Source organism: Ereboglobus luteus, assembly GCF_003096195.1.
In the GTDB taxonomy this organism is placed as follows: domain Bacteria; phylum Verrucomicrobiota; class Verrucomicrobiia; order Opitutales; family Opitutaceae; genus Ereboglobus; species Ereboglobus luteus.
This window is the reverse complement of sequence record NZ_CP023004.1, coordinates 1883847-1904452: the sequence shown is the minus strand read 5'-3', so window position 1 is coordinate 1904452 and position 20606 is coordinate 1883847. Positions and strand designations below refer to the sequence as shown.

At 57.3% G+C, this 20606-nt stretch carries 14 protein-coding genes, 1 tRNA gene and 2 pseudogenes; 5 read left to right on the top strand and 12 right to left on the bottom strand.

The annotated features are described in order from the left end of the window. Positions 1–228: 228 nt before the first annotated feature. The 6 genes and pseudogenes from CKA38_RS07125 to CKA38_RS07095 form a co-directional block, all read right to left on the bottom strand. Positions 229–1362, bottom strand: a complete 1134-nt coding sequence (locus tag CKA38_RS07125; RefSeq protein ID WP_108824856.1) for a Fic family protein — start codon at positions 1360–1362, stop codon at positions 229–231. 281 nt (positions 1363–1643) lie between these two features. Beyond that, a complete protein-coding gene (locus CKA38_RS07120; RefSeq protein ID WP_108824855.1) occupies positions 1644–4748 on the bottom strand; it encodes a type I restriction endonuclease subunit R in 3105 nt (1034 codons plus the stop codon). A 152-nt stretch (positions 4749–4900) separates the two neighbouring features. Continuing rightward, positions 4901–6756 (bottom strand): annotated as a pseudogene (locus CKA38_RS07115) (AAA family ATPase); the annotation flags it as partial. A 20-nt stretch (positions 6757–6776) separates the two neighbouring features. Continuing rightward, a complete protein-coding gene (locus CKA38_RS07105) occupies positions 6777–8099 on the bottom strand; it encodes a restriction endonuclease subunit S (RefSeq protein ID WP_108824852.1) in 1323 nt (440 codons plus the stop codon). After that, positions 8096–8626 (bottom strand): GxxExxY protein, encoded by a 531-nt coding sequence (locus CKA38_RS07100; RefSeq protein ID WP_108824851.1) that lies wholly within the window; start codon positions 8624–8626, stop codon positions 8096–8098. Before CKA38_RS07100 ends, CKA38_RS07105 begins: the two co-directional genes overlap by 4 nt. After that, a pseudogene (locus tag CKA38_RS07095) lies at positions 8623–10366 on the bottom strand (type I restriction-modification system subunit M). The gene CKA38_RS07100 and the pseudogene CKA38_RS07095 overlap by 4 nt, the downstream one beginning before the upstream one ends. Before the next feature lie 231 nt (positions 10367–10597). Here CKA38_RS07095 and CKA38_RS07090 point away from each other — a divergent pair. The 3 genes from CKA38_RS07090 (at position 10598) to CKA38_RS07080 (ending at position 12660) form a co-directional block, all read left to right on the top strand. Then, positions 10598–10673 (top strand) — tRNA-Arg (locus CKA38_RS07090). Between the two features lie 70 nt (positions 10674–10743). After that, positions 10744–12180 (top strand): FAD-binding oxidoreductase, encoded by a 1437-nt coding sequence (locus CKA38_RS07085; protein ID WP_108824850.1) that lies wholly within the window; start codon positions 10744–10746, stop codon positions 12178–12180. Positions 12181–12282: 102 nt separating this feature from the next. Further along, the gene (locus tag CKA38_RS07080) at positions 12283–12660 is read left to right on the top strand and encodes an RNA-binding S4 domain-containing protein (RefSeq protein WP_108824849.1); all 378 of its coding nucleotides are present in this window, start codon (positions 12283–12285) and stop codon (positions 12658–12660) included. A 55-nt stretch (positions 12661–12715) separates the two neighbouring features. On the opposite strand, the gene CKA38_RS07075 is transcribed toward CKA38_RS07080, so the two are convergent. From CKA38_RS07075 to CKA38_RS07060, 4 genes are all read right to left on the bottom strand, one after another. Continuing rightward, a complete protein-coding gene (locus tag CKA38_RS07075) occupies positions 12716–13972 on the bottom strand; it encodes an MgtC/SapB family protein (protein ID WP_108824848.1) in 1257 nt (418 codons plus the stop codon). Between the two features lie 93 nt (positions 13973–14065). After that, positions 14066–14671 carry a hypothetical protein gene (locus CKA38_RS07070; protein ID WP_108824847.1) on the bottom strand — a complete coding sequence of 202 codons (606 nt, stop codon included), beginning with the start codon at positions 14669–14671 and terminating at the stop codon, positions 14066–14068. Between the two features lie 39 nt (positions 14672–14710). After that, positions 14711–15028 carry a hypothetical protein gene (locus tag CKA38_RS07065; RefSeq protein WP_108824846.1) on the bottom strand — a complete coding sequence of 106 codons (318 nt, stop codon included), beginning with the start codon at positions 15026–15028 and terminating at the stop codon, positions 14711–14713. Continuing rightward, positions 15012–15641 (bottom strand): RNA polymerase sigma factor, encoded by a 630-nt coding sequence (locus CKA38_RS07060; protein WP_161554784.1) that lies wholly within the window; start codon positions 15639–15641, stop codon positions 15012–15014. Before CKA38_RS07060 ends, CKA38_RS07065 begins: the two co-directional genes overlap by 17 nt. A gap of 247 nt (positions 15642–15888) precedes the next feature. Between CKA38_RS07060 and CKA38_RS07055 the strand changes: the two genes are divergently transcribed. Continuing rightward, positions 15889–18033 (top strand): DNA gyrase/topoisomerase IV subunit A, encoded by a 2145-nt coding sequence (locus CKA38_RS07055; protein ID WP_108824844.1) that lies wholly within the window; start codon positions 15889–15891, stop codon positions 18031–18033. Between the two features lie 40 nt (positions 18034–18073). On the opposite strand, the gene tatC is transcribed toward CKA38_RS07055, so the two are convergent. Further along, entirely contained in the window at positions 18074–18907 is an 834-nt protein-coding gene (gene tatC / locus CKA38_RS07050; RefSeq protein ID WP_152032716.1) for a twin-arginine translocase subunit TatC, read from the bottom strand. A gap of 83 nt (positions 18908–18990) precedes the next feature. Here tatC and CKA38_RS07045 point away from each other — a divergent pair, with 83 nt between their 5' ends. Further along, positions 18991–19482, top strand: a complete 492-nt coding sequence (locus CKA38_RS07045; RefSeq protein WP_108824842.1) for a DUF3299 domain-containing protein — start codon at positions 18991–18993, stop codon at positions 19480–19482. Between the two features lie 118 nt (positions 19483–19600). Here the strand turns inward: CKA38_RS07045 and CKA38_RS07040 are convergent, their stop codons facing one another. After that, on the bottom strand, positions 19601–20509 hold the full coding sequence (locus tag CKA38_RS07040; RefSeq protein ID WP_108824841.1) for a DMT family transporter: 909 nt from the start codon (positions 20507–20509) through the stop codon (positions 19601–19603). Positions 20510–20606 lie beyond the last annotated feature (97 nt).

Here is a 20606-nt window from a genome sequence, read left to right as displayed (position 1 = left end):
AATGAAAAAAAGCGAAATATAAAACAGTCCGGCATGATCAGCCGCACATTTTTTGCCCCTATCGACATCAAGGCCAAGATGTATGAGCCGGTGTATTGCGAGTTCGCGTGAGAATCCGCGCACGCCAACACAAGGCCGCGAAGGGACCGTGCGTTGCCCTTTCGCGGCTTTGTTGCGTATATTAAATGCAAAAATTAATGAGACCCGGCTTTCGAAATAGGTTTTCACTCATTTGAATAGGGCGAGATAATCGTGGAAAACAAAAAGCCGGTTTCTGCGCTGACCGGTCACTTCGGTCAAAACTCCAGCGGTCACGAGGTCATTGATGATGCTGGAGACGGTGTTGATGGTTGTGCCGACGGCCAGCATCGCTTTTTTCACATCAATAACCGGCCGGGCATAAAGGTGGCGCATGAGCAGGCGCGCCGTTGACAGGCGTCGCGTGCTGAAGCAGGGCAGCACATCGGTGTCAATGCGTTGCTTGAGTTTGATGATGGATTGGAAAACTCCGGCCGAGGCTCGCGCGGTTTCCTCGACCCCATGCAGGAAAAATACCAGCCATTCCCGCAAGTGGCCGCCGTGCCGCACAGCCATCATGTGATCCACATACGCCGTCTTGTTCCGTTCAAAATAGTCGGACAAATACAGCGCGGGCTTTTTAAGCAACCCCGTTGCGGCCAGATACAGGGAAATCATCAGTCGTCCCAAGCGCCCGTTTCCATCCAGAAAAGGATGAATGGTTTCAAATTGATAATGGGCGATCGCGATGCGGACCAATGGATGCGCAAAAATCGTCCTGTCATTCAGCAACTGCTCCAAGTCGCTCATCAACTCCGCCACATGCTCATGATGGGGAGGCACAAAGGCGGCGTTTTTCAAGCTCACGCCGATCCAGTTCTGGCTAGTTCGAAACTCGCCCGGTTGTTTGTGCCGCCCGCGCGTGCCTTCCAGAAGCACCGCATGGGTTTCTTTTAGCAGGCGGTTTGAAAACGGAAGCCGGTCAAGCGACCCGATTGCGAAATTGATTGCACGGATATAGTTTTGGACTTCCGCCCAGTCGTCCCTGGCCTCCGGATCCAAGTCGACCGCGTCCTTGAAGGCGTCTTCAATTCCTGTTTGAGTGCCTTCGATGCGACCCGATTGCGTGGCTTCCTTTGCCACGTGCATCTGGATAAAAAAGTCGATGTCGGGAATCAATTGGGCAAAGGCGTTCAATTCGCCCAGCGCCCGGTCTGCCCGCCCCAGCAAATCGGTCAATTCGGCATCTTCGACTTCCCATTCGTGGCGAACCAATTCAGGCAGGAACGCCTTGTATTCAAAACGTTGTTCGTAGCGTCCGGCTTGGAATGTGGAAATATTCATTTTTCAGAAAAAGCTTTGTTTCTGAATTAAATGCCTTGGTTATTTCAAAAAATCGAACGTTTAATTTAAAAAAATGGCCAATTTCTGAAATAACGATGGGCGTTATGTCATTTACGAAAGAGATTTATTCTTTGGAGCATGTTCAGTTGATTGTCGCAAAAATGCCTTTTGGTAGGGCGAGGCTTCCGTGTAACGTCCCGCAATAAAGGTAACACATGTGCCGCTAATGAGGTGACACATCGCGGGACAAGCGGGCGCGTTTGCATCCCGTGCCGCCAATCCTACGCCGCCTTGTTGCGCAGGCGTTCCCACAATTGCAGGTGGTTGAGCGAAATTTCCAAAAGGCTCTTCAATACGTCCGTGGAATTGAGCGCCCTGGCGCTCATCACTGAATGCGCGTCGTAGGAGGCGATGATCGCGTTTTTGAACTCGGTCATCAAGTCGGGCGAGTTGGCAAACTGCTCCTTTGTGTTGCTGGCCGCCTGCTGCCGCAATGTCTCCGACTCGGTGAGCTTGTTGATCAAGGTGCCGTTCACGTAGCTCAACTTGTCGTTCTCCGTGATCTCGCTCCCGAACAGGTCGTTCAATTTTTCTATTAGCTCTGCCAGATAAACTTTCTGCTTGTCCTTTACCGAGCCGCCGCCCGCCTCGGTCATGGGGTCGAGCGTCGGCGTGTCGCCACCCGCGAGCGGCATGGCGCGCCTGCCGGGGTTTTTCAGGTGGTGATGCGTGAGCACGACACTCGACAGGTCGAGACCGTCGCGTTCGCGCTCAAACTTGAGCAACGGGAGCAGGCGCTTGTAGAAGATCGCGCGCTTTTCGATGCCGGTGTTTTCGTAGTTGAAGATTTGCGAGAGAAACGCGTAGAGGCGGATGTAGGCGCCGAGGTCGCCTCGGAAAAGGATCAGGGTGTCCATGCCGTCTTTTGCCGTTTTCGCGTCGGCCTCGTCGTTTCTTTCGAGGGCACTCTTGCGCGCGTCCTGAAACGCCTTGTAGGTGCGCACGATCCGGTCGGCAACGGGCTCGATGGCCTTGACGAGGTCGCTTTGCTGCGAGTTGGGATCCAACTCGGCGGCGACAACGCGCTCGATTTCGTTTTCATTGTAATGTCCGGCGTCGTCGAGTTTGGCGCGCAGGTCGAAAACGATATTCGGGTCGGTGACGCCGGAGAGCGTGGCGGTCGTGTGATAGGTTTTGAAGGCGGCTAGGATTTCCGTCGCGTCGTTCACGAAATCGAGAATGTAAGTCGCCTTGTTGGGATACGCGCGGTTGAGGCGCGAGAGGGTTTGCACGGCCTGGATGCCGTCGAGACGTTTGTCCACATACATGCCGCAGAGGAGCGGCTGGTCAAAACCGGTCTGGAATTTGTTCGCGACGAGCAGGATTTGGTATTCGTCGCCCTTGAACGCCTCACGGATATCGCGGCCCTTGAGGTTGGGGTTGAGCGCGGCGCTGGTTTCCTTGAGCGCATCGGGGCCGGATTCGGGGTCGTTTACCTCGCCGGAAAAGGCGACAAGCGCGCCGATTTTGTAGCCGTGCCCCTTGATGTATTTTTCGACGGCGAGTTTCCATCGCACGGCCTCGACACGGCTGCCGACCACGACCATCGCCTTCGCCTTGCCGTTGAGCAGCGGCGCGACTGTTTTGCGGAAGTGCTCGACGACAATGGCGACTTTTTGCGCGATGTTGTAGGGGTGCAGGCGCACCCAGCCCATGATGCCCTTGAGCGCGGCGGAGCGCTCGACAGTTTTGTCGTCAAGGTCCCTGCCGTTGTGCGCGAGGCGGAAGGCGAGTTTGTAGCTGGTGTAGTTTAGCAGCACGTCGAGGATGAATTCCTCCTCGATGGCCTGGCGCATGGAGTAGATGTGGAAGGGCGCGGGCAGGTTGCCATCGCCGGCGGGTTTTGCGGGGTCGGGGCGCGTGCCGAAGATTTCCAGCGTCTTGGCCTTGGGCGTGGCGGTGAAGGCGACGTAGGTGATGCCGCTTTCGGCGGCGCGGTTCGCCATTTGCGCGGCGAGGATGTCGTCAACGCCCACTTCGCCGCCGTCCTTGAGCGCGTCAAGCTCCTCGGCGGAGAGCACGAGCTTGAGTTTCGCGGCGGCCTCGCCGGTTTGCGAGCTGTGCGCCTCGTCGGCGATGACGGCGAAGCGCTTGCCCTGCGTCGCGGCGAGGCGGCGCACTTCCTCGATGGCGAAGGGAAAGGTCTGGATGGTGCAGACAACGATTTTTTTGTCGCCGGAAAGCGCCTCGGCGAGCGCGGCGCTCTTGCTGCATTCCTTGTTGGTGACCAGCGCGACAACGCCGGTCTGGCGCTGGAAGCCGAAGATCGCCTCCTGAAGCTGCTTGTCGATGACGTTGCGGTCGGAGATGACGAGCACGCTGTCGAAAACCTTGTCGCCACGCGCGTCGTGCAATTCGGAGAGGAAGTGCGCGCTCCAGGCGATGGAGTTGGTTTTGCCTGAGCCGGCGGAGTGCTGAATGAGGTATTTCGCGCCCGCGCCGTCGGCGAGCACGGCGGCTTGCAGCTTGCGCGTGGCGTCGAGTTGGTGATAGCGCGGGAAGATGATTTTTTCGATTTTCCTTTTGTCGTCGCGTTGAGCGATGAGGTAGCGCCCCAGAATTTCGAGCCAACTTTCGCGTGCCCAGATCTTTTCCCAGAGATAGGCGGTGGGGTGCCCGTCGGGATTGGCGGGGTTGCCCGCGCCGTCCTTGTCGCCCTGGTTGAAGGGCAGGAAGTGAGTCGCCTTGCCCTTGAGGTGCGTGGTCATGGAGACCTCGCGGTTGCTGACGGCGAAATGCACGAGCGCGCCGCGCGGGAAATCGAGAAGAGGCTCGGCGTTTTGGCCCTTGGGTTGCGGGTCGCGGTCGTAACGGTATTGGTCGATGGCGTCGCCGAGCGATTGCGTGAAATCGGTTTTCAACTCGACCGTGGCGACGGGGATGCCGTTGAGGAACAGGACGAGGTCGATGCTGTTTTCGTTGTGCAGCGAGTAGCGCACCTGCCGGACGACGCGCAGGCGGTTGGCCTGGTAGCGCGCGAGGATGTCGGGGTTGATGTCGAAGGCGGGCTTGAACTGCGCGAGCTTGAGCGGCGCGCGCAGGCCGATGAGCTCGATGCCGTTGCGGAGCACGTCGAGCGTGCCGCGCTTGTCGAGTTCGGCGCGCAGACGGTTGAGCACGGTGTCGGCGGCGGCGGTGCCGTGGTTTTTGATAAGAATTTTCCAGGCGTCGGGCTGGGTTTGTTGCAGCCATTCGAGTGCGTCGGACGGGAACAGCGCGCGAGCGCGGTCGTAGCGCGCGGCATCACCCTCCGCGTAGAGCCAGCCATGCGCGGCGAGATGCGCGCAAATTTCGTTTTCGAAGGAGATTTCTTTGTGGAGGCTCATGGAAATTTATTTTGGTTTCTACTGAAAGGTTTCACGCGGAGGCGCGGGGAACGCGGAGAATTGCCCAAGGCCGCCCGCTCCGGAGCGAGTTCCTTTTGCGCGCTGCTGATGAAGATGCGGAGGGTGGCCATAGATTTTCTCCAACTATATCATGATGCGGGTTGATTAATGAGTCGTTTCATTTCATCAAACCATGTCAGCACATCTCCGTTCGGATCAACTTGCTCTAATAATTTTTTTGTCATCCGAGCGGCGGCATGCTCATTGAGATTACTTTTTACTCTGGAGGCTTTTTTACTTTTCGTTTCCTCATCAAGACTGTCCCATGTATTTGAGCTTCCTGAGGAATTATGGACTAATTCTGCAATTTTATTTGGCACATCATCAATATCTGAAAAACCTGCAGTTAAACCAAGCGATATATTACAGATGTCATAATATGCTGTATTAATCGCATCAAAATGCAGATAATTTTCCATTTCCTTTTTTCCAGTAATCAAAGCCTTGCAGCGATCTCGTCTGTTTACGGCATCCGCCTGCTCTTGATATTTAGCACGTTCTGGGGGCATCGTATCTCTATCATAAAGGTGAAACTCTGGACGTGATAGCGGTGCAAGTCTTGATGCCCAAAGAGCCAATGAAGATCCTCCGAGAGGAAAGAAAATCAGTTCACCGTCCAATTCCATTTTTTCTAAATCCAAAACAGCGCAACCATCTTTTATCAACACAGCAGATATTTTTTTCAAAAAGTTAATATCGTGACGTCCTTCGACTCCGATAAAAAGTTTGATTGAATTATCTGGAAGCACGCCGAGCGACTTTGAAAACATCTTACGATCTTCCTCGCTTTTAACGCAAAGAACCTCTCTGGTCTTGTCTGGATTTTGCCTTATATATCGCAGACATTTGTCGGGTAAAATACGGGCAAGCATAGGTGTGTGTGTAGTTATGATTACCTGACTCTCATTGGCTAACTCAGATAACGCATTTATTAGCAGTCGTTGATTGTTGGGATGTTGGCTTGTCTCAGGCTCTTCTATTGCATAAATCACGGAAGCATCTTTCCTGTCTCTACCAGCCTGCTCCGCTTTGGCACGAAAGAAATTAAGCAAAATTAGACGCTTAACTCCACTTCCACGTTTGTTGATTGGAATATCCTCATCACCGGTAATGCTTGCTTTAAAAAGCGTCTCCCACTTGGGAGAGGAAAATTGTGGATTAAGTTCACTTGCTAATGTGGGATCCATTTCTTTTAATTTTTCCAACGTCTTAGCAGCTATTTTTTTAACTTCAGTTTCTATATGTGCCGAGACTGCCGCTAGTTCAGCCTCCTTAGCTTTCAGCGCTTCCTTTATTGCTATTTTCAAAGGGTCTTGCGCTTCAGCATCTTGATCCGTGCTTGCGCGATCTGATTTAAATAAAGCAAACACCGGCAAATGTGACCTAATGCCATCCCAGATACTTTTTCCGTTAGCCTCATTTAATGGAACTAGTATAGCTTGTAATGCCAAACCTGAAACAGACTCGCGAATTTTCCTCCTTAAGGATGCGTTAATTTTTTGATCAATTGAAGAAAGGTCTACACTCAGTGTTTTTGCGCGTTTTTTGAGATCGCCATTTTTAAGTTGCATCAAATCACTGACATTTTCGGCGGTAGGGTGATTGCAGAACAAGGAAATGTCTGTGCATCTGGGTGCAGCTGTATGCCCGCTGTAAGTCTTGTGTATTTCAAGCCGTCCTTCTGAATTAAGTAAATACTCTGAATCAAGTGACGTCGCTACTGAATCATCAATTATTATACTTTTTGGAATATCAGCGAATTCGCAAATAATAGTAAGTTTTTTCCATCACCAGATTTGCTCGCATCATGCTTGTCTGGAACGTCATCATTGAGAAAAATGTCTAGCGCCTCTAAGACGCTGGACTTGCCAGCATCGTTGCGACCTATAAATGCTGTCAGATTTTCGAAATCAAAGCTGATTTCATTTTTATAACAGCGGAAGTTTTTAAGACGGAGACGTGTGAGTTTCATGATTTGTTATGGGTTAAAGGTGTCTTGCGCACATCAATCTGCCCTGTGACGGCGGCGGAGATTAGGGCGGTGCGGCGTTCCTGGAGGAGGTCGATGGCGCGCTGGGCTTCGGCGATCAGGGTGTCGAATTTGGTGGTTTCGGATTCGAGATGGCGGAGGATAGCGGTTTGTTCGGCGAGTGGCGGTAGTGGTATTCGCATTTCAGCGTATTTTTCCGCACTGAAATTTTGAATGGTCGCCTGTATTGTTCCTTCTTTTATTTGTGCCCAATACGATGAAGATTGAGTAAATAAAATTACCCACATCGGGGTTGTCTTTATAAGTTTGCACCGTAACCGAATTAAATATCCAGCAAAACAGCATTTGCCCCATTCGGCGCGATATGCAGCTGCTTTGCCGACAGTAGCACCACTACGAGCCAGCAGTATATCACCATGTTCGAGCAAATAGGGAATAGCAATTTCAAGCGGGAGGCTTTTGAACGTATCATCGTGCAGTGAACCATCATCTTTAATATCGGTAATTCGGATAAATCTTGGATTGTCAGGATTGTCATCCTCTGCGGATTCATTTGCTCCATAAGTTAGTTTTTCAGAAGCTAACGACTTTACCCTGCACACTTCCCAATGCGCCGGCACGTTGCCGAGCCAGGGGATGCCGGAGGGTTTTAGGGGGGCTTGGTGGTTGAGGCCGCGGGTGACGGCTTGGGAGATGACGGCTTGGCGTTTTTCTTTCAGCAGTTCCATCAGCCGCCGCTGCTCCGCCACCAACGCATCTATCTTCCCCGTCTCCCGATCCAAAAACTCCGCCATTGCAGTTTGCTCGGGGAGTGGGGGAATGGGAATCTTAATTGCGCCAAGATCCCCTTTTGTAATATGAACCATACCAATAATTCCATGTGCCTGATCTTCAACATGCGCGGTGACCGCTTTCAAAACCCAATATAATGATTCTTTTGTGATGTTTCTAGGGTCGACACGAAAAATGTGTTGGTTCAGCACACATACTTGAGGATGGCGCCATAAAAATGGGCCAAAAGATGTGCCACGATTGCCAGACCATCCAAATAGAAGATCACCATCATGAACCAAGTAGCGAGTTTCAATATCGCCACTGAAATAATTAAAATCATCACCTCCGTTCAAATTTTGAATACGAATTATTGGAAGTCCATCTTCGGCCCAATCTGAAGGTTTAAACGCATCTCCATTAATAAAATTGGCGTATTGTTTAAGTGGAATCACCTCCCAATGCGCTGGGACGTCGCCGAGCCAGTCGACGCCGGAGGGTTTGTATTTTGGATATTTGGGGAAGCTCATGGATGTAAATCTTTCTCCGCGTTCTCCGCGCCTCCGCGTGAGTCCTCTTCTCCTCCTGCACGGATTTGATTCACGCGGAGGCGCGGAGACGCGGAGGCGGGGAGGTCGTTGACAATGCGACGCAGCCCTTCCTTGAGTGTTGCGGCGCCGAAATTAATCAGCAGTCCGACCCGCAAATCCATGAGCCGTAAATACGTCTGGAGCTGCTTGAAATGAACTGGCGCGAGGTGCTCGACAGATTTCAGTTCGACAAGCACACGCTGCTCAACCAAGAGGTCGGCGCGGAAGGCATCCTCAAAGAGCATGTTGTCGTAGCTGAAACGGATATTTTTTTGGCATTCGACGTGAAACCCCTGTTTTTCGAGGGCGCGGGCGAGAATCATTTCGTAAACGGATTCGAGCAAGCCGGGGCCGAGGTCGATGTGAATGCGCATCGCGGTGTCGATAATGGCTCCCGTAATGTCGTCGAGTTTGAGGTTCGGGCGACCCGGGGCGAGATGGGGAGGAGACGGTTCGTGTGTCGTCATGCTGAAAGGTCTCCGATGAGTTTGAGAATTTTGTCGGTGGTGGTTTTCAGGTCGGCGTCGATTTCGGCGAGGGGGCGCGGGGGCGTGAAAACATAGAAGTGGCGGTTGAAGGGGATTTCGTAGCCGGTCTTGGTTTTGTCGTGGTCGATCCAGGCGTCCGATGCGTGCGGGAGGACTTCGCGTTTGAAATACGTTTCCACATCCTCGGAGAGCGGGACGTTTTCCGTGTCGCGCAGCGAGGTGTTGGCGACGGGCTTGCCCTTTGCCTTGCCTTTTTGGCCGAGGACAACGGCGCCCTTGGCGTCGCGCTGGGGGCGCTCGACGGTGATGGTGCGGTAGCCGAAGTCCGTGTTTTTGAAGATGCGTGATATGGGGACGCCGTCGCGGGTGAGTTTTTTGCAGTCGCCAAAGATTTGGGTGATGTCGGCGATGTGCGCGGCGGAGAGCTCCTTGCGTTTTGAGCCGAGGCTTTTGCGCATTTTTTGCCAGAAGGCGGAGGCGTCGATGAGCTGGACCTTGCCCTTGCGTTGCGGAGTTTTGCGGTTGCTGAGGATCCAGATGTAGGTGGCGATGCCGGTGTTGTAAAACATGTCGGTGGGGAGGGCGACGATGGCCTCGACGAGGTCGTTTTCGAGGACATGGCGGCGGATTTCGCTTTCGCCGGAGCCGGCGCCGCCGGTGAAGAGCGGGGAGCCGTTGAGGACGATGCCGAAGCGGGAGCCGCCGTCACTGGCGGGGCGCATTTTGGAGAGGAGGTGCAGGAGGAAGAGGAGCGAGCCGTCGGAGACGCGCGGGAGGCCGGGGCCGAAGCGGCCGTTGTGGCCCTTGGTCGCGGCTTCGTCGCGGATGGTCTTTTCGATTTTCTTCCACTCGACGCCGAAGGGGGGATTGGAGAGGGCGTAGTCGAATTGTTTGCCGGGGAGCTGGTCGTCGGAGAGGGTGTTGCCGAAGGTGATGTTGGCGATGTCCTGGCCCTTGATGAGCATGTCGGCCTTGCAGATGGCGTAGGATTCGGGGTTGAGCTCCTGGCCGAACATGACGAGGCGGGCGTCGGGGTTTTGGGCGGTGATGTGCTCGCCGGCGACGCTGAGCATGCCGCCGGTGCCGGCGGTGGGGTCGTAGATGGAGCGCACGATGCCGGGCTTGGCGAGGGCGTCGTCGTCCTCGATGAAGAGCAGGTCAACCATGAGGCGGATGACGTCGCGCGGGGTGAAGTGCTCGCCGGCGGTTTCGTTGGAGAGCTCGGAGAATTGGCGGATGAGCTCCTCGAAGACGGTGCCCATTTGGGCGTTGGAAACGCGGTCGGGGTGGAGGTCGGCGTTGGCGAATTTTTCGGTGACGAGGTAGAGCAGGCCGGCCTTGTGGAGGCGGTCGATCTGGGTGTGGAATTCGAAGCGGTCGAAGATGTCGCGGACGGAGGGGGGAGAAGGCGTCGAGGTATTTGCGGAGGTTTTCGGCGATGTGGTCCTGGTCGCCCATGAGTTTTTTGAGGTCGAGGGGCGAGGTGTTGTGGAAGGCGAGCCCGGTGATGCGTTCGAGGAACGGGGCGGGATTGAGCCCGGCCTTGGCGCGCTTGTCGTGCTCGGCAAGGACGGCGGGCTTGGTTTTTTCGAGGACGCAGTCGATGCGCCGCAGGACGGTGAAGGGGAGGATGACTTTGCCGTAGTCGGATTGTTTGTAATCGCCGCGAAGGAGATCGGCGACGGACCAGAGGAGCGAGGAAAGGTTGGTTTCAGACATGAGGGAATGGGTAGCGGACACATTTGCAGGCAAAGCGGATTTGGGTGCGACAAAAAACAGCAAATGAAGCGAAGTTTGCGCGGGGGGAATTCGATGGCGCGACCACGGGGCGAAACAATGGAAACGCATGCGGACAAGGAGGGGTTTTCAAAAATAGCAATGAACTCCGTCCGCATCGCGGCTTGACCGCGCTTTGCGCAATTCGTTTTGTTGCGGGCGTATTTTTATGCTGTCCCCGTAGCTCAACTGGATAGAGCAGCGGTTTCCTAAACCGCGCATCCCGGTTCAAGTCCGGGCGGGGGCGCCAAATGGGAAAGCTCCATGCTCCAGCAATTTGTCAGCTGGCAGGATGCGCCACGAATTCAGCCGCCGCACTCATGAAACATCACGCCAAAGCAACCGCCGCGCTCGTCCGCAAACTCGGACGCGACCGCGTCGCCACATCCGGCGACGCGCTTTTCCGCGCGTCGTTCGACGGCAGCAAACTCTCGTTTCTTCCCGAGGCCGTCATACGCCCGCGCAAGCGTGATGATATTTCCACAGCGCTCGCGCTTGCCAACAAACACCGCGTGCCCGTCACCGTGCGCGGCGGCGGCACCTCGCTCACCGGCTCCGGCTCGCCCGTGCACGGCGGCTGGGTGCTCAACCTCTCCAAGTGGAACCGCATCCGCATCGACGCCGACGCTGGACTCGCCCATGCGCAGGCCGGCGCGCTCGTCGCCGACATTCAGGCCGCGGCCGAAACCGCCGGATGGGTTTACCCGCCCGATCCCGCATCGAAAAAATACTGCACCATCGGCGGCAACATCGCCTGCAACGCCGGCGGCATGCACGGCGGACGCTACGGCGTGACGCGCGACTTCATCCTCGCGCTGCGCGGCCACCTGCCCACAGGCGAATACGTCGAGTGGGGCGCGGCCACGAAAAAGTTTTCCGCCGGATTCAACCTGCGCGACCTCTGGATCGGCGCGGAAGGCATGCTCGGCGTTGTCACCGAGGCCGTCCTCAAGCTCATCCCCAAACCCGCCGAGCGCTGGACGCTCCTCACCGCGTTCCCCGACGAAGTCGCCGCGTTCCGCGCCATCCGCACGCTCTTCGCGCAGCGCGTGCAACCGGCAATCTGCGAGTTCCTCGACCGCCACAGCGTGCAATGTGCCGAGACCAAAACCGGCAAAACCGTTTTCGCCGGCCAGCCCGGAAAACCCGTCATCCTCATCGAGCTCGCCGGCTCGCCAAACGAACTCGCCGACACCAAGCCCGCCGTCCTCGCCTGGGCCGCTGAGCACGCGCAGGCGTTTCGCGAGGCGCACGACCGCGACGAGGCCGAGGAACTCTGGACCGTGCGCCGCAAATGCTCCGGCGCCATGTTCGCGCTCGGCGACTCCAAGCTCAACGAGGACATCGTCGTGCCGCTCGCGAACTACGAAAAGTTCGCCGTCTTCCTCGACAAGCTCCGCAAAAAATCGCGCCTCCCCATCCCGACCTTCGGCCACCTCGCCGACGGCAACCTGCACGTGAACATAATGTATCACCGTGAAAACCGCGCCGAGTATTTGCGCGCGGAAAAAGCGGTCGGCGAACTTATGAAAGGCGTCGTCGCGCTCGGCGGCGCGATCTCCGGCGAGCACGGCATCGGCCTCGCCAAAACGCCCTTCCTGCGCCTGCAACACACGCCCGCGCAAATCAAGGCCATGCGCGCCATCAAGGACGCGCTCGACCCGAACGGCATCCTCAACCCCGGCAAAATGTTCACCCTCTTCAAAGTCTGGGAGCACCCGCGCCTGAACATCGAGCTGCCCTGGGACCACAAGTGAAAAGAGTGAAGAGTGAAAAATGAAGGGTGAAAAAATGAGGTCCAATGCAAAGTTTGTTTCTGTATTTCACTCTTCATTTTTCACCCTTCACTCTTCCTCCCCATGGCTGCTGAACGCATAGACAAATGGCTCTGGGCCGTGCGGCTTTTCAAGACGCGCGCGCTTGCCACCGACGCGTGCAAGGCGGGCAGCGTCGAGATCGGCGGCCACGCCGTGAAACCCTCGCGCGATGTCCACGCCGGTGAGACGATCCACGTCAAGCAAGGCCTGATACTGCGCACGCTGCGCGTCGTCGACATTCCGCGAAGCCGCGTCGGCGCGAAACTCGTGGCGACCTACTGCGAGGACCTCACACCGCCGTCGGAGTTCGAGAAAGTGAAGGAGCAGCGCGTGCAACAAACCCTTGCCCGAGCCAAAGGCTCCGGCCGCCCCACCAAGCGCGACCGCCGCGCATTGGATCGGTTGTTGGGGCAAATGTAACGCCAGCCCTGTTAACTTTTCTGACTCTGGCAAAGCGAATCATCCCCTTCCATCCTCACACCAGCCACAGGGCCAGCACGCTGGCGGCGACCATGAGGCCGAGGATTGAGGCGGTGTGCTTCACGTAGGAACGCGAACCGCAGACGATCGCGATGATGGCCTTGGCAAGCGTGTTGGCGAGCGAGGCCATGATCACCGCTTGCGCGGCGAGTTGCAACAGGGTCGTGCCGTCCTTGTGGTTGTTTGCCATCAAGAGCGACATGGCGTCGGTGCTTGTGAGGCCGGACAGAAACGCGAGGGGCAGCACGGCGTTGTCCCATCCGAAGTTGGTGACGATTTTTATCAGGAACGCGGCAACCGCGTAAAGCGCGGCGAACTGAATGGAGGTTTTCAGGCTGAGCGGATTGGTGATTGAGGGCGGATGCACCTCCGGCTGGGTGGTCGCGCGTTTCGAAAACCAAATCCACGCGGCGTAAAGCACCCCGGGCGCGGCCATGACGAGTATGGGCACGAGCAGCGTGAGCAGGAGTTGCTGGTCGATCACGCCGATCATCACCGCGAGTCGCGCATACATGGTCGTGCAAGCGAGCACGACGGCGAAGGCGTAATCGGTGGCGAGCTCGGGCGTGACCTTGCTGCGTTTGCTAAAGGCAAGCGTGGTGGCGGTGCTCGAGGCGAGTCCGCCGAGGAATCCGGTTGCGGCGATGCCGGCCTTGGTGCCGAGCATGCGCATGAGCACGTAGCCCAAAAATCCGATGCCGGAAATCAGCACAACCATCAGCCAGATCGAAAACGGGTTAAATGCGAGATACGGCCCCATGGCGCGGTTGGGCACGAGCGGGAGAATCACGCCGGTGATGGCGACAAATTGCAGCGTGGCGCGGATGTCCGCAGTGGTGAAGCGGCTTGTAATGCTGTGCACGGGTTGCTTGATGCCGAGCATCACCATCGTGAACGCGGCCACGACGATCGCGCTTTGCGTGTAGCCCCAATTGACGAGCGCGCCGATGAGGCAGGTGAGCATTGACGAGGCGAAGGTGGTGCCGCCGGGATATCTGTCGGAGGCGCTTTTGATGTGCGCGACCACGAGGTGCGCGCCGACGAGCACCATGACCACGGGGAGCATGGCCGCGATGTAGTTGTCGGAGACAAACGCGGAGAGACAGCCGAGCAGCGACCAGAGCGAGTAGGTGCGCACGCCACCAAAATCAACCGGCGCCTCCGGCGTTTGCTGGTCGTTCCACTGGCGGATGAGGCCGATGAGCGCGCCGAGGCAGGCGCTGACAAGAACGTGTGTGAGAAAGGGATTCACGAGGATGCGGAATGCGATGTTGTGACGTGTTTATGGCACAAAAAAACACGGGCGTGAAGACCCGTGTTTCGCGAATGTGCGCATGAGCGGAAATTATTTCGCGGGCGGCACCTTGGCCTCGGGGGGCGCGAACTTGAGAACCTTGAAGCTGGGCGGCGGCGTGGTGTCCACGAGTTCGAGAAACTTTGCGCGGCGCTCGAGGAGGAGTTTGTGCACGGCGTCTTTTTGCTCGGGTGTGAAGCCGAGACTTTCGTCGAGGCGTTCGAGCGAGACGGGCACCATCATGATGACAATGGCCGAGTCGAAACCCTCCCACAACTTGCTGCGTCCGCGGGCGGGCGCCGGGGTTCCGGCGGGTTGGGGAGGCGGTGGCGGGCGCTCGCGCCAGCGTTTCACATGCTCGCGTTGCTCGGGCGTGAGGATCGGATCCATTTGGTCCCGGAGGCTGTTTTTCATCAGGATGATTTTTTGCCGGAAGTCCTCCATTTCGGCGCGAATCTGGCGATAGGCTTCTTCGCGGTGCGCGCTTGCCGCGGCGGGCGCGGGACTGCTTGAGCCGATGGGCGCGTCCTTGACTTCATCAAGTATGCCGGCTGGGGGCGCGTCGATGGTCGGGGTGCGCCCGATCCAAACGCCGGCTCCCACGCCCACGGCAAATCCGATGACGGTAGTCAGTATGAAGGGAAGAATTTTATTCATGGATTTATGTGCGTGCGTGCGATGGATGGGAGGGGCTGTTTAGAATGGGTCAAAGCTCGCCACTTGCTCGGCGAGATCGCGCCAGTCGGCGAGGTTTTTCTCGTTGGTCTGGTTGACGGATTGGGTGTGAAAAAACACAACCGCGGCGAAGCACGCGCAGGCGGTGAGCGCGGAGAGCGTGAAGGGGTTGTGGAAAAACCGCCAAACGCGGGTGTGCGCGGGCTCGGCGTCCTCGTCGGCGAGACGGGCCGCGCGCAGGACGTTGTCCGCAAAGTTGCCGGGCAGGAGACTGGCCGCATAGGCCTGTCTTTGCGCCCAGAGGCGGGGGTCGCGAGTTGGGTCAGTTGGTGTTTTCATAATAGTGTTTCAGTTGTTCACGAGCCCGGTGAAGGCGGGCCTTGAGCGCGACGACGCTCACGCCGGTGATCTCGGCCATCTCGACCTGGCTGCGGCCTTCCTGCGCGAGAGCGATGAGCGCGCGATCCTTGGGCTTGAGTTTGGCGATGGCATGGTTGAGGGCGTCGAGTTCCTCGGTGTCAACGCCGCTGGGTTTGTCAGGAATATCGAGGACGCGTTCCTCGGTTTCGATGGGTGTCAGGAATTTTTGCCAGCGCTGGCGGCGGATGTGGTCGATACAGGCGTTGCGCGCGAGGCGGAAGAGCCAGGCTTCGAATTGGGCGGGTTGCACGAGGCGTGGAAGGGCGCGTATCATTTTAATAAAAACGATCTGCGCTAGATCCTCCACGGAGTCGCCGCGGTTGGTGATGGTGTAGATGAAACCAGCCACACGGTGCTGGTATGCGAGTATGAGCGTGCGCTGGGCGTCTTCGTCCCCGGTTTGCGCTTTGCGGACAGTCTCCGTGAGCGCGGCAATATCGTCTGATTCGTTGCGCGCACATGTCGTGTCCGTAGCTTGACGGATGTCGGGCTGCGAAGTTGCGCTTAAATCGACTGGATTTTGCTTGTCCAAGTTGAACGATCTGAAAACGCGAGATTTACGTGCGAAGACGGAGCTCGTCGAGGCGGAATATTCATGTGCAGCCGAATATCTGTTGGGGATCCGATTCGGGCGTGTTTTGGTGGATTTGTTTTATATTTTAATTAATTGAAATAAAACAAGTTATCACATCAAAGGCATATCGAATCAAAGGTCTCTCGCATTTCATTCTTGGCTCGCGGGCGCATGATTACGTTTTATCGAGGTTTTCAATTTCTCGATGGCCAAACGCAAACAACCTTCCGATTCCGACGACCAATCCGAATTGCCACTCGACGGCGCAAATGCCGCCAACGACACGTCTCCCGCTTCCGTCCCCGCATCCGGCGCGACCCCGACTGCCGCAGCGGCGGCAACTGATGCCGACGAGGCCTCCGACGCCCCCGATTCCGAGCATCCACCCGTGCCCAAGGAAAACAGCCCCAACGCCACGCTTGTGCGGCATTACAATTCGTGGTTCCTCGACTACGCCAGCTACGTGATTCTCGACCGCGCCGTGCCGCATATCGACGACGGCCTCAAGCCCGTGCAGCGCCGCATTCTCCACACGCTTCACGAAATGGACGACGGCCGTTTCAACAAAGTCGCAAACGTCGTCGGCGCCGCGATGCGTTTCCATCCGCACGGCGACGCCTCCATCGAGGCCGCGCTTGTCGGCATCGCGCAACGCGGCCTGCTCATCGAGCCGCAGGGCAATTTTGGCAACACCCTCACTGGTGACGGCGCCGCCGCCGCGCGTTACATCGAGGCGCGCCTCACGCCTTTCGCGCGCGAGGTTGTTTTCAACGCAAAAACCACCACGTGGCAGCTCAGCTACGACGGACGCGCGAAGGAGCCCGTCACGCTTCCCGTCAAGTTCCCGCTCGTCCTCGCCGAGGGTGCTGAGGGCATCGCGGTCGGCCTTTCCACGCGCATTCTGCCGCACAATTTCAACGACCTCTGCCGCGCCTCCATCAATCACCTTCAGGGAAAAAACTTCCGCATCTTCCCCGATTTCCCGACGGGCGGCATCGCCGATTTTTCCGAATACAACAACGGCGCGCGCGGCGGCAAGGTGAAGATCCGCGCCCGCATCGAGCAGCGCACCAAATACCTGCTCGCCATCACCGAGCTGCCGTTCGGCGTCACCACCACCTCGCTCATCGACTCGATCCTCGGCGCCAACGCCAAGGGCAAGCTCAAGGTCAAGCACGTTGACGACAACACCTCCGACAAGGTCGAAATCCTCGTTCACCTCCCGCAAGGCAGCGATCCCGACCAGGTCATCCAGCAGCTCTACGTGTTCACCAACTGCCAGGTTTCGATCTCGCCCGCCGCCTGCGTCATCGAAACCGACGAGCAAGGAAACGACCGCCCCATATTCCTCTCCGTCCCCGACATCCTCAAGCGTTCGACCGATAAGACTGTTTCGCTTCTCAAACAAGAACTTGAAATCCGCCTCGAGGAGCTCGAAGCCAAATGGCACTGGGATTCGCTCGTGCGCATTTTCATCGAGGAAAAAGTCTACAAGCTCATCGAAACCTGCAAAACCAAGGAAGCCGCCGACGAAGCCATCCGCAAAGGCCTGCAACCCTTCATCAAACGCCTCCGCCGCCCGGTCACCGACGAGGACATCACCAAGCTCGGCGACATCCCCATCAAGCGCACCGCCGCCTACAACCGCTTCAAGGCCGAGGAGGAAATCAAGGGCATCGAAAAGGAAATCTCCGGCACGAAGCACAACCTCAAGCACCTCACCGCCTACGCAGTCAAATGGTTCGAGACGCTTCAGGAAAAATACGGCAAGGGCCGCAAGCGCCGCACCGAGTATGACGAGATTGAGCAAATCAGCCTCGCCGAAGTCGTCTCCGCCAACCAGCGCCTCTATGTGAATCGCGACGAGGGCTTCATCGGCCTGAACTGGCGCCAGCACGAATTCGTGACCGAGTGCACCGTCCTCGACGATGTGCTCTGCTTCATGGCCGACGGCACGATGAAAGTCGCCCGCGTGGCCGACAAGCTCTTCATGGGCCGCAACATCATCCACATCGCGATCATGCCCAAGGAAGGCGACAAACACTTCTACACGATGGTCTATCAGGACAAAAAGACCGGCAAGGCCTTCGCCAAGCGCTTCCAAATCGGCGGAGTGACGCGCGAAAAACTTTACCCCCTCGTATCGAGCGAAGGCTCAAAAGTCGTGTATTTTCACGTCGCGAAAAAAGAAGCCGACATGCCCGCCACGCTCAACATCGAGCTGAGCGGCCGCTGCAGCGCGCGCAAAAAAGAGTTCGAGTTCGACGCCGCCCGCCTGGGCGTCGGCGCCCGCGGCAACAAAGGCCTCACCGTCACCGAATACCCGATCAAACGGGTGAAGGCCGCCTGAGGATTTCAAACGTCGTTTTGTGACAAGCAAACGCGCCCCGTTATTGGGCCTGCGCGGCTTCGTCGCGTTTTTTCTGCATGCGGCCGCCGATGAAAATCGCCGTCTCGAACAACACATACAACGGCAGCGCGAAGATCGTTTGCGTGAACGGGTCGGGCGTCGGCGTGATGATCGCCGCCATGATGAAAATGCCCACGATCGCGTGGCGGCGGTATTTGCGCAGCGTCTCCACCCGCAAGATGCCGAGATAAACCAGCAACACGATCACGAGCGGAAATTCAAACGATATGCCCACGCCGATTGTCAGCCAGGCAAGCGTGCCGTAATAACTCGCAATCGTCCACTCGGCGGTCGCGCCAAGTATGTCGCCGGTCAGCGCGGAAATTTTTAACGTGCTCGGCACGAGCAGGAGAAAGCTGAACAGCGACCCGACCACAAAAAGGACCAGCGACGACAGGCACACGGGGATAATCATGTGCTTTTCCTTTTTCGTGAGCGCGGGCGCGACAAACTGGGATGCGAAGAAAAAGAAGAACGGCATCGCCGGCACCAGCGCCCCGAGAAAGCAAAGCTGGATCACCGCCGTGAACGAATCCGTGACATAAATCATCCGCAAGTTTTCCGGAAGCTCGGGAAACTGCTCGCGCGCCATGTTGAACGGCAGCAGGAGGATCGAGTTCGCCTGCCTGAGAAAAACGCCGATCACCACCGCAAAGAGCACGTAAACGACAATGCACTTGAGAATCACCCAGCGTAATTCCTCGAGGTGATCGAAGAAGCCCATGGGTTTCTCTCGCGGATCCATGACGTCCTCCGGCAAACTGCCGTCGGATTCATAGATATCGTCGTCGTTGTTGTCGTCGTTCTGGCTCACAAAAACGCACAGGTTGAGCAAAGTGTGCCGAACTGGAAAGCCGATTGTTGACCCTTCCGCGCCAACGGCCAAATTTTGGCGTCATGACCCTTGCCGTCCGTTTCCTTTCGCTTGCCGCCGCATTCGCGCTCATTTGCGCGGTTGCCGGCGCAAACACAGGCCGCAGCGACGACAACAAGGTTGGCTTCGATGTGTTCGGCGGTTTTCCGTTCAGCCCGCCGGCCTACGATCCGGACAAACCCAACGCGCAGGCCGGCCCGCAAATAGACGAACAACTCCCCGCCGCCGTTCGCAAACTCAACGGGAAAAAAGCCACCATCACCGGCTTCATGCTGCCCGTGCGCACGGAAGGCGGGCGTGTGGTCGAGTTCCTGCTTCTGCGCGACCGGACGATGTGCTGCTTCGGCGAGCAACCGCAAATGAACGAGTGGGTTGTCGTGCGCATGGCAAAACCGGACACCTATTTGCCGGATGTCCCGAAATCGTTTGAGGGCACGTTGCGAGTCGGCGCGATCGAGGAAAACGGTTACCTAAGCGGCATCTACCTTCTGGAAAACGCGAGCGCGGTTAAGTGATCAGGGCGCTTGGAAAGACATCACAAGCAGGGCGGGTTTTGCCCCGCCTAAAAAATGCGGACGAACAAACCGGGCACGTTCTTATTTCGACACGGCGATAAATGCCGCCCGCAATCACTCACGTCCCTTGCGCCTTCGTCCGCGGAGATGGTGAGCTTTTGCGGATCGCCACCCACGCGCGAAACACCGACGCCCCGAGCACAATCACACCGCCGACAATCGCCCACGGCGCGGGCACCTCGCCGATGGCGAGCATCACCCACACGGGATTGAGAATCGGCTCGATCACCGGAATCAAAACCGCCTCAAGCGCGGTGACGTGCCTGATCGCCCGCGCATAGAGGAAATACGCGAGCGCGAGCTGCACCGTTCCAAGCGCGATGAGCGCGCCCCACCCTGTCGCGGACGTCCCTCCAAACGGCGCGTGAATCAATGCCGGCAACCCGACAAATCCGCTGATAAGATTGCCGAGGATCAACGCATCCGCCGGCGACGAGTCTTTTTGCCTGCGCATGAAAATCGCCGTCAGCCCGAAGAACACGCCGCTGATGATCGCGACGATATTGCCCAAAAACAAATCCGCGCGAAACTTGTCCGCAAAAAACAATGTGATGCCCGCGAGCGTGGCCACGATCGCGATCCAGTCGGCCCGCGTGGCGCGCTCGCGCAGCAGCCACCAGCCGAGCAGGGCGACCCAGACCGGGCATGTGTGCTGGAGCAAAATCGCATTGGCCGCCGTGGTGAGTTTCGTGGCCGCGACAAACGTGATCGTGCACCCCGCGTAACTGAGCGCCGTCGCGAGCGACGCCCATGAAAACGACAATCGCCGCGGCCGAATCACCAGCGCGAGCACCGCCGCCGCGATAAATCCGCGCGCGCTCGAAATCGCGAGCGGCGACCACGGCACCAGCTTGATGAGCACCCCGCCAAGACTCCAGAACAACGCCGTTGCAAACAACAGCGCGATCGCGCGTTTGTGCAGTGCGTCGGCAGAAGGAGAATCGGAAGTTGTGACAGGCGGTTTCAAGCGGCGTTTATTCCACGCTGTGCCTGTGCGCGCCCCGTCTGTTTTGCAATATTACTTTTGCCATCACGGATGGCAGGGCGAGTGAAACGAAAAACGC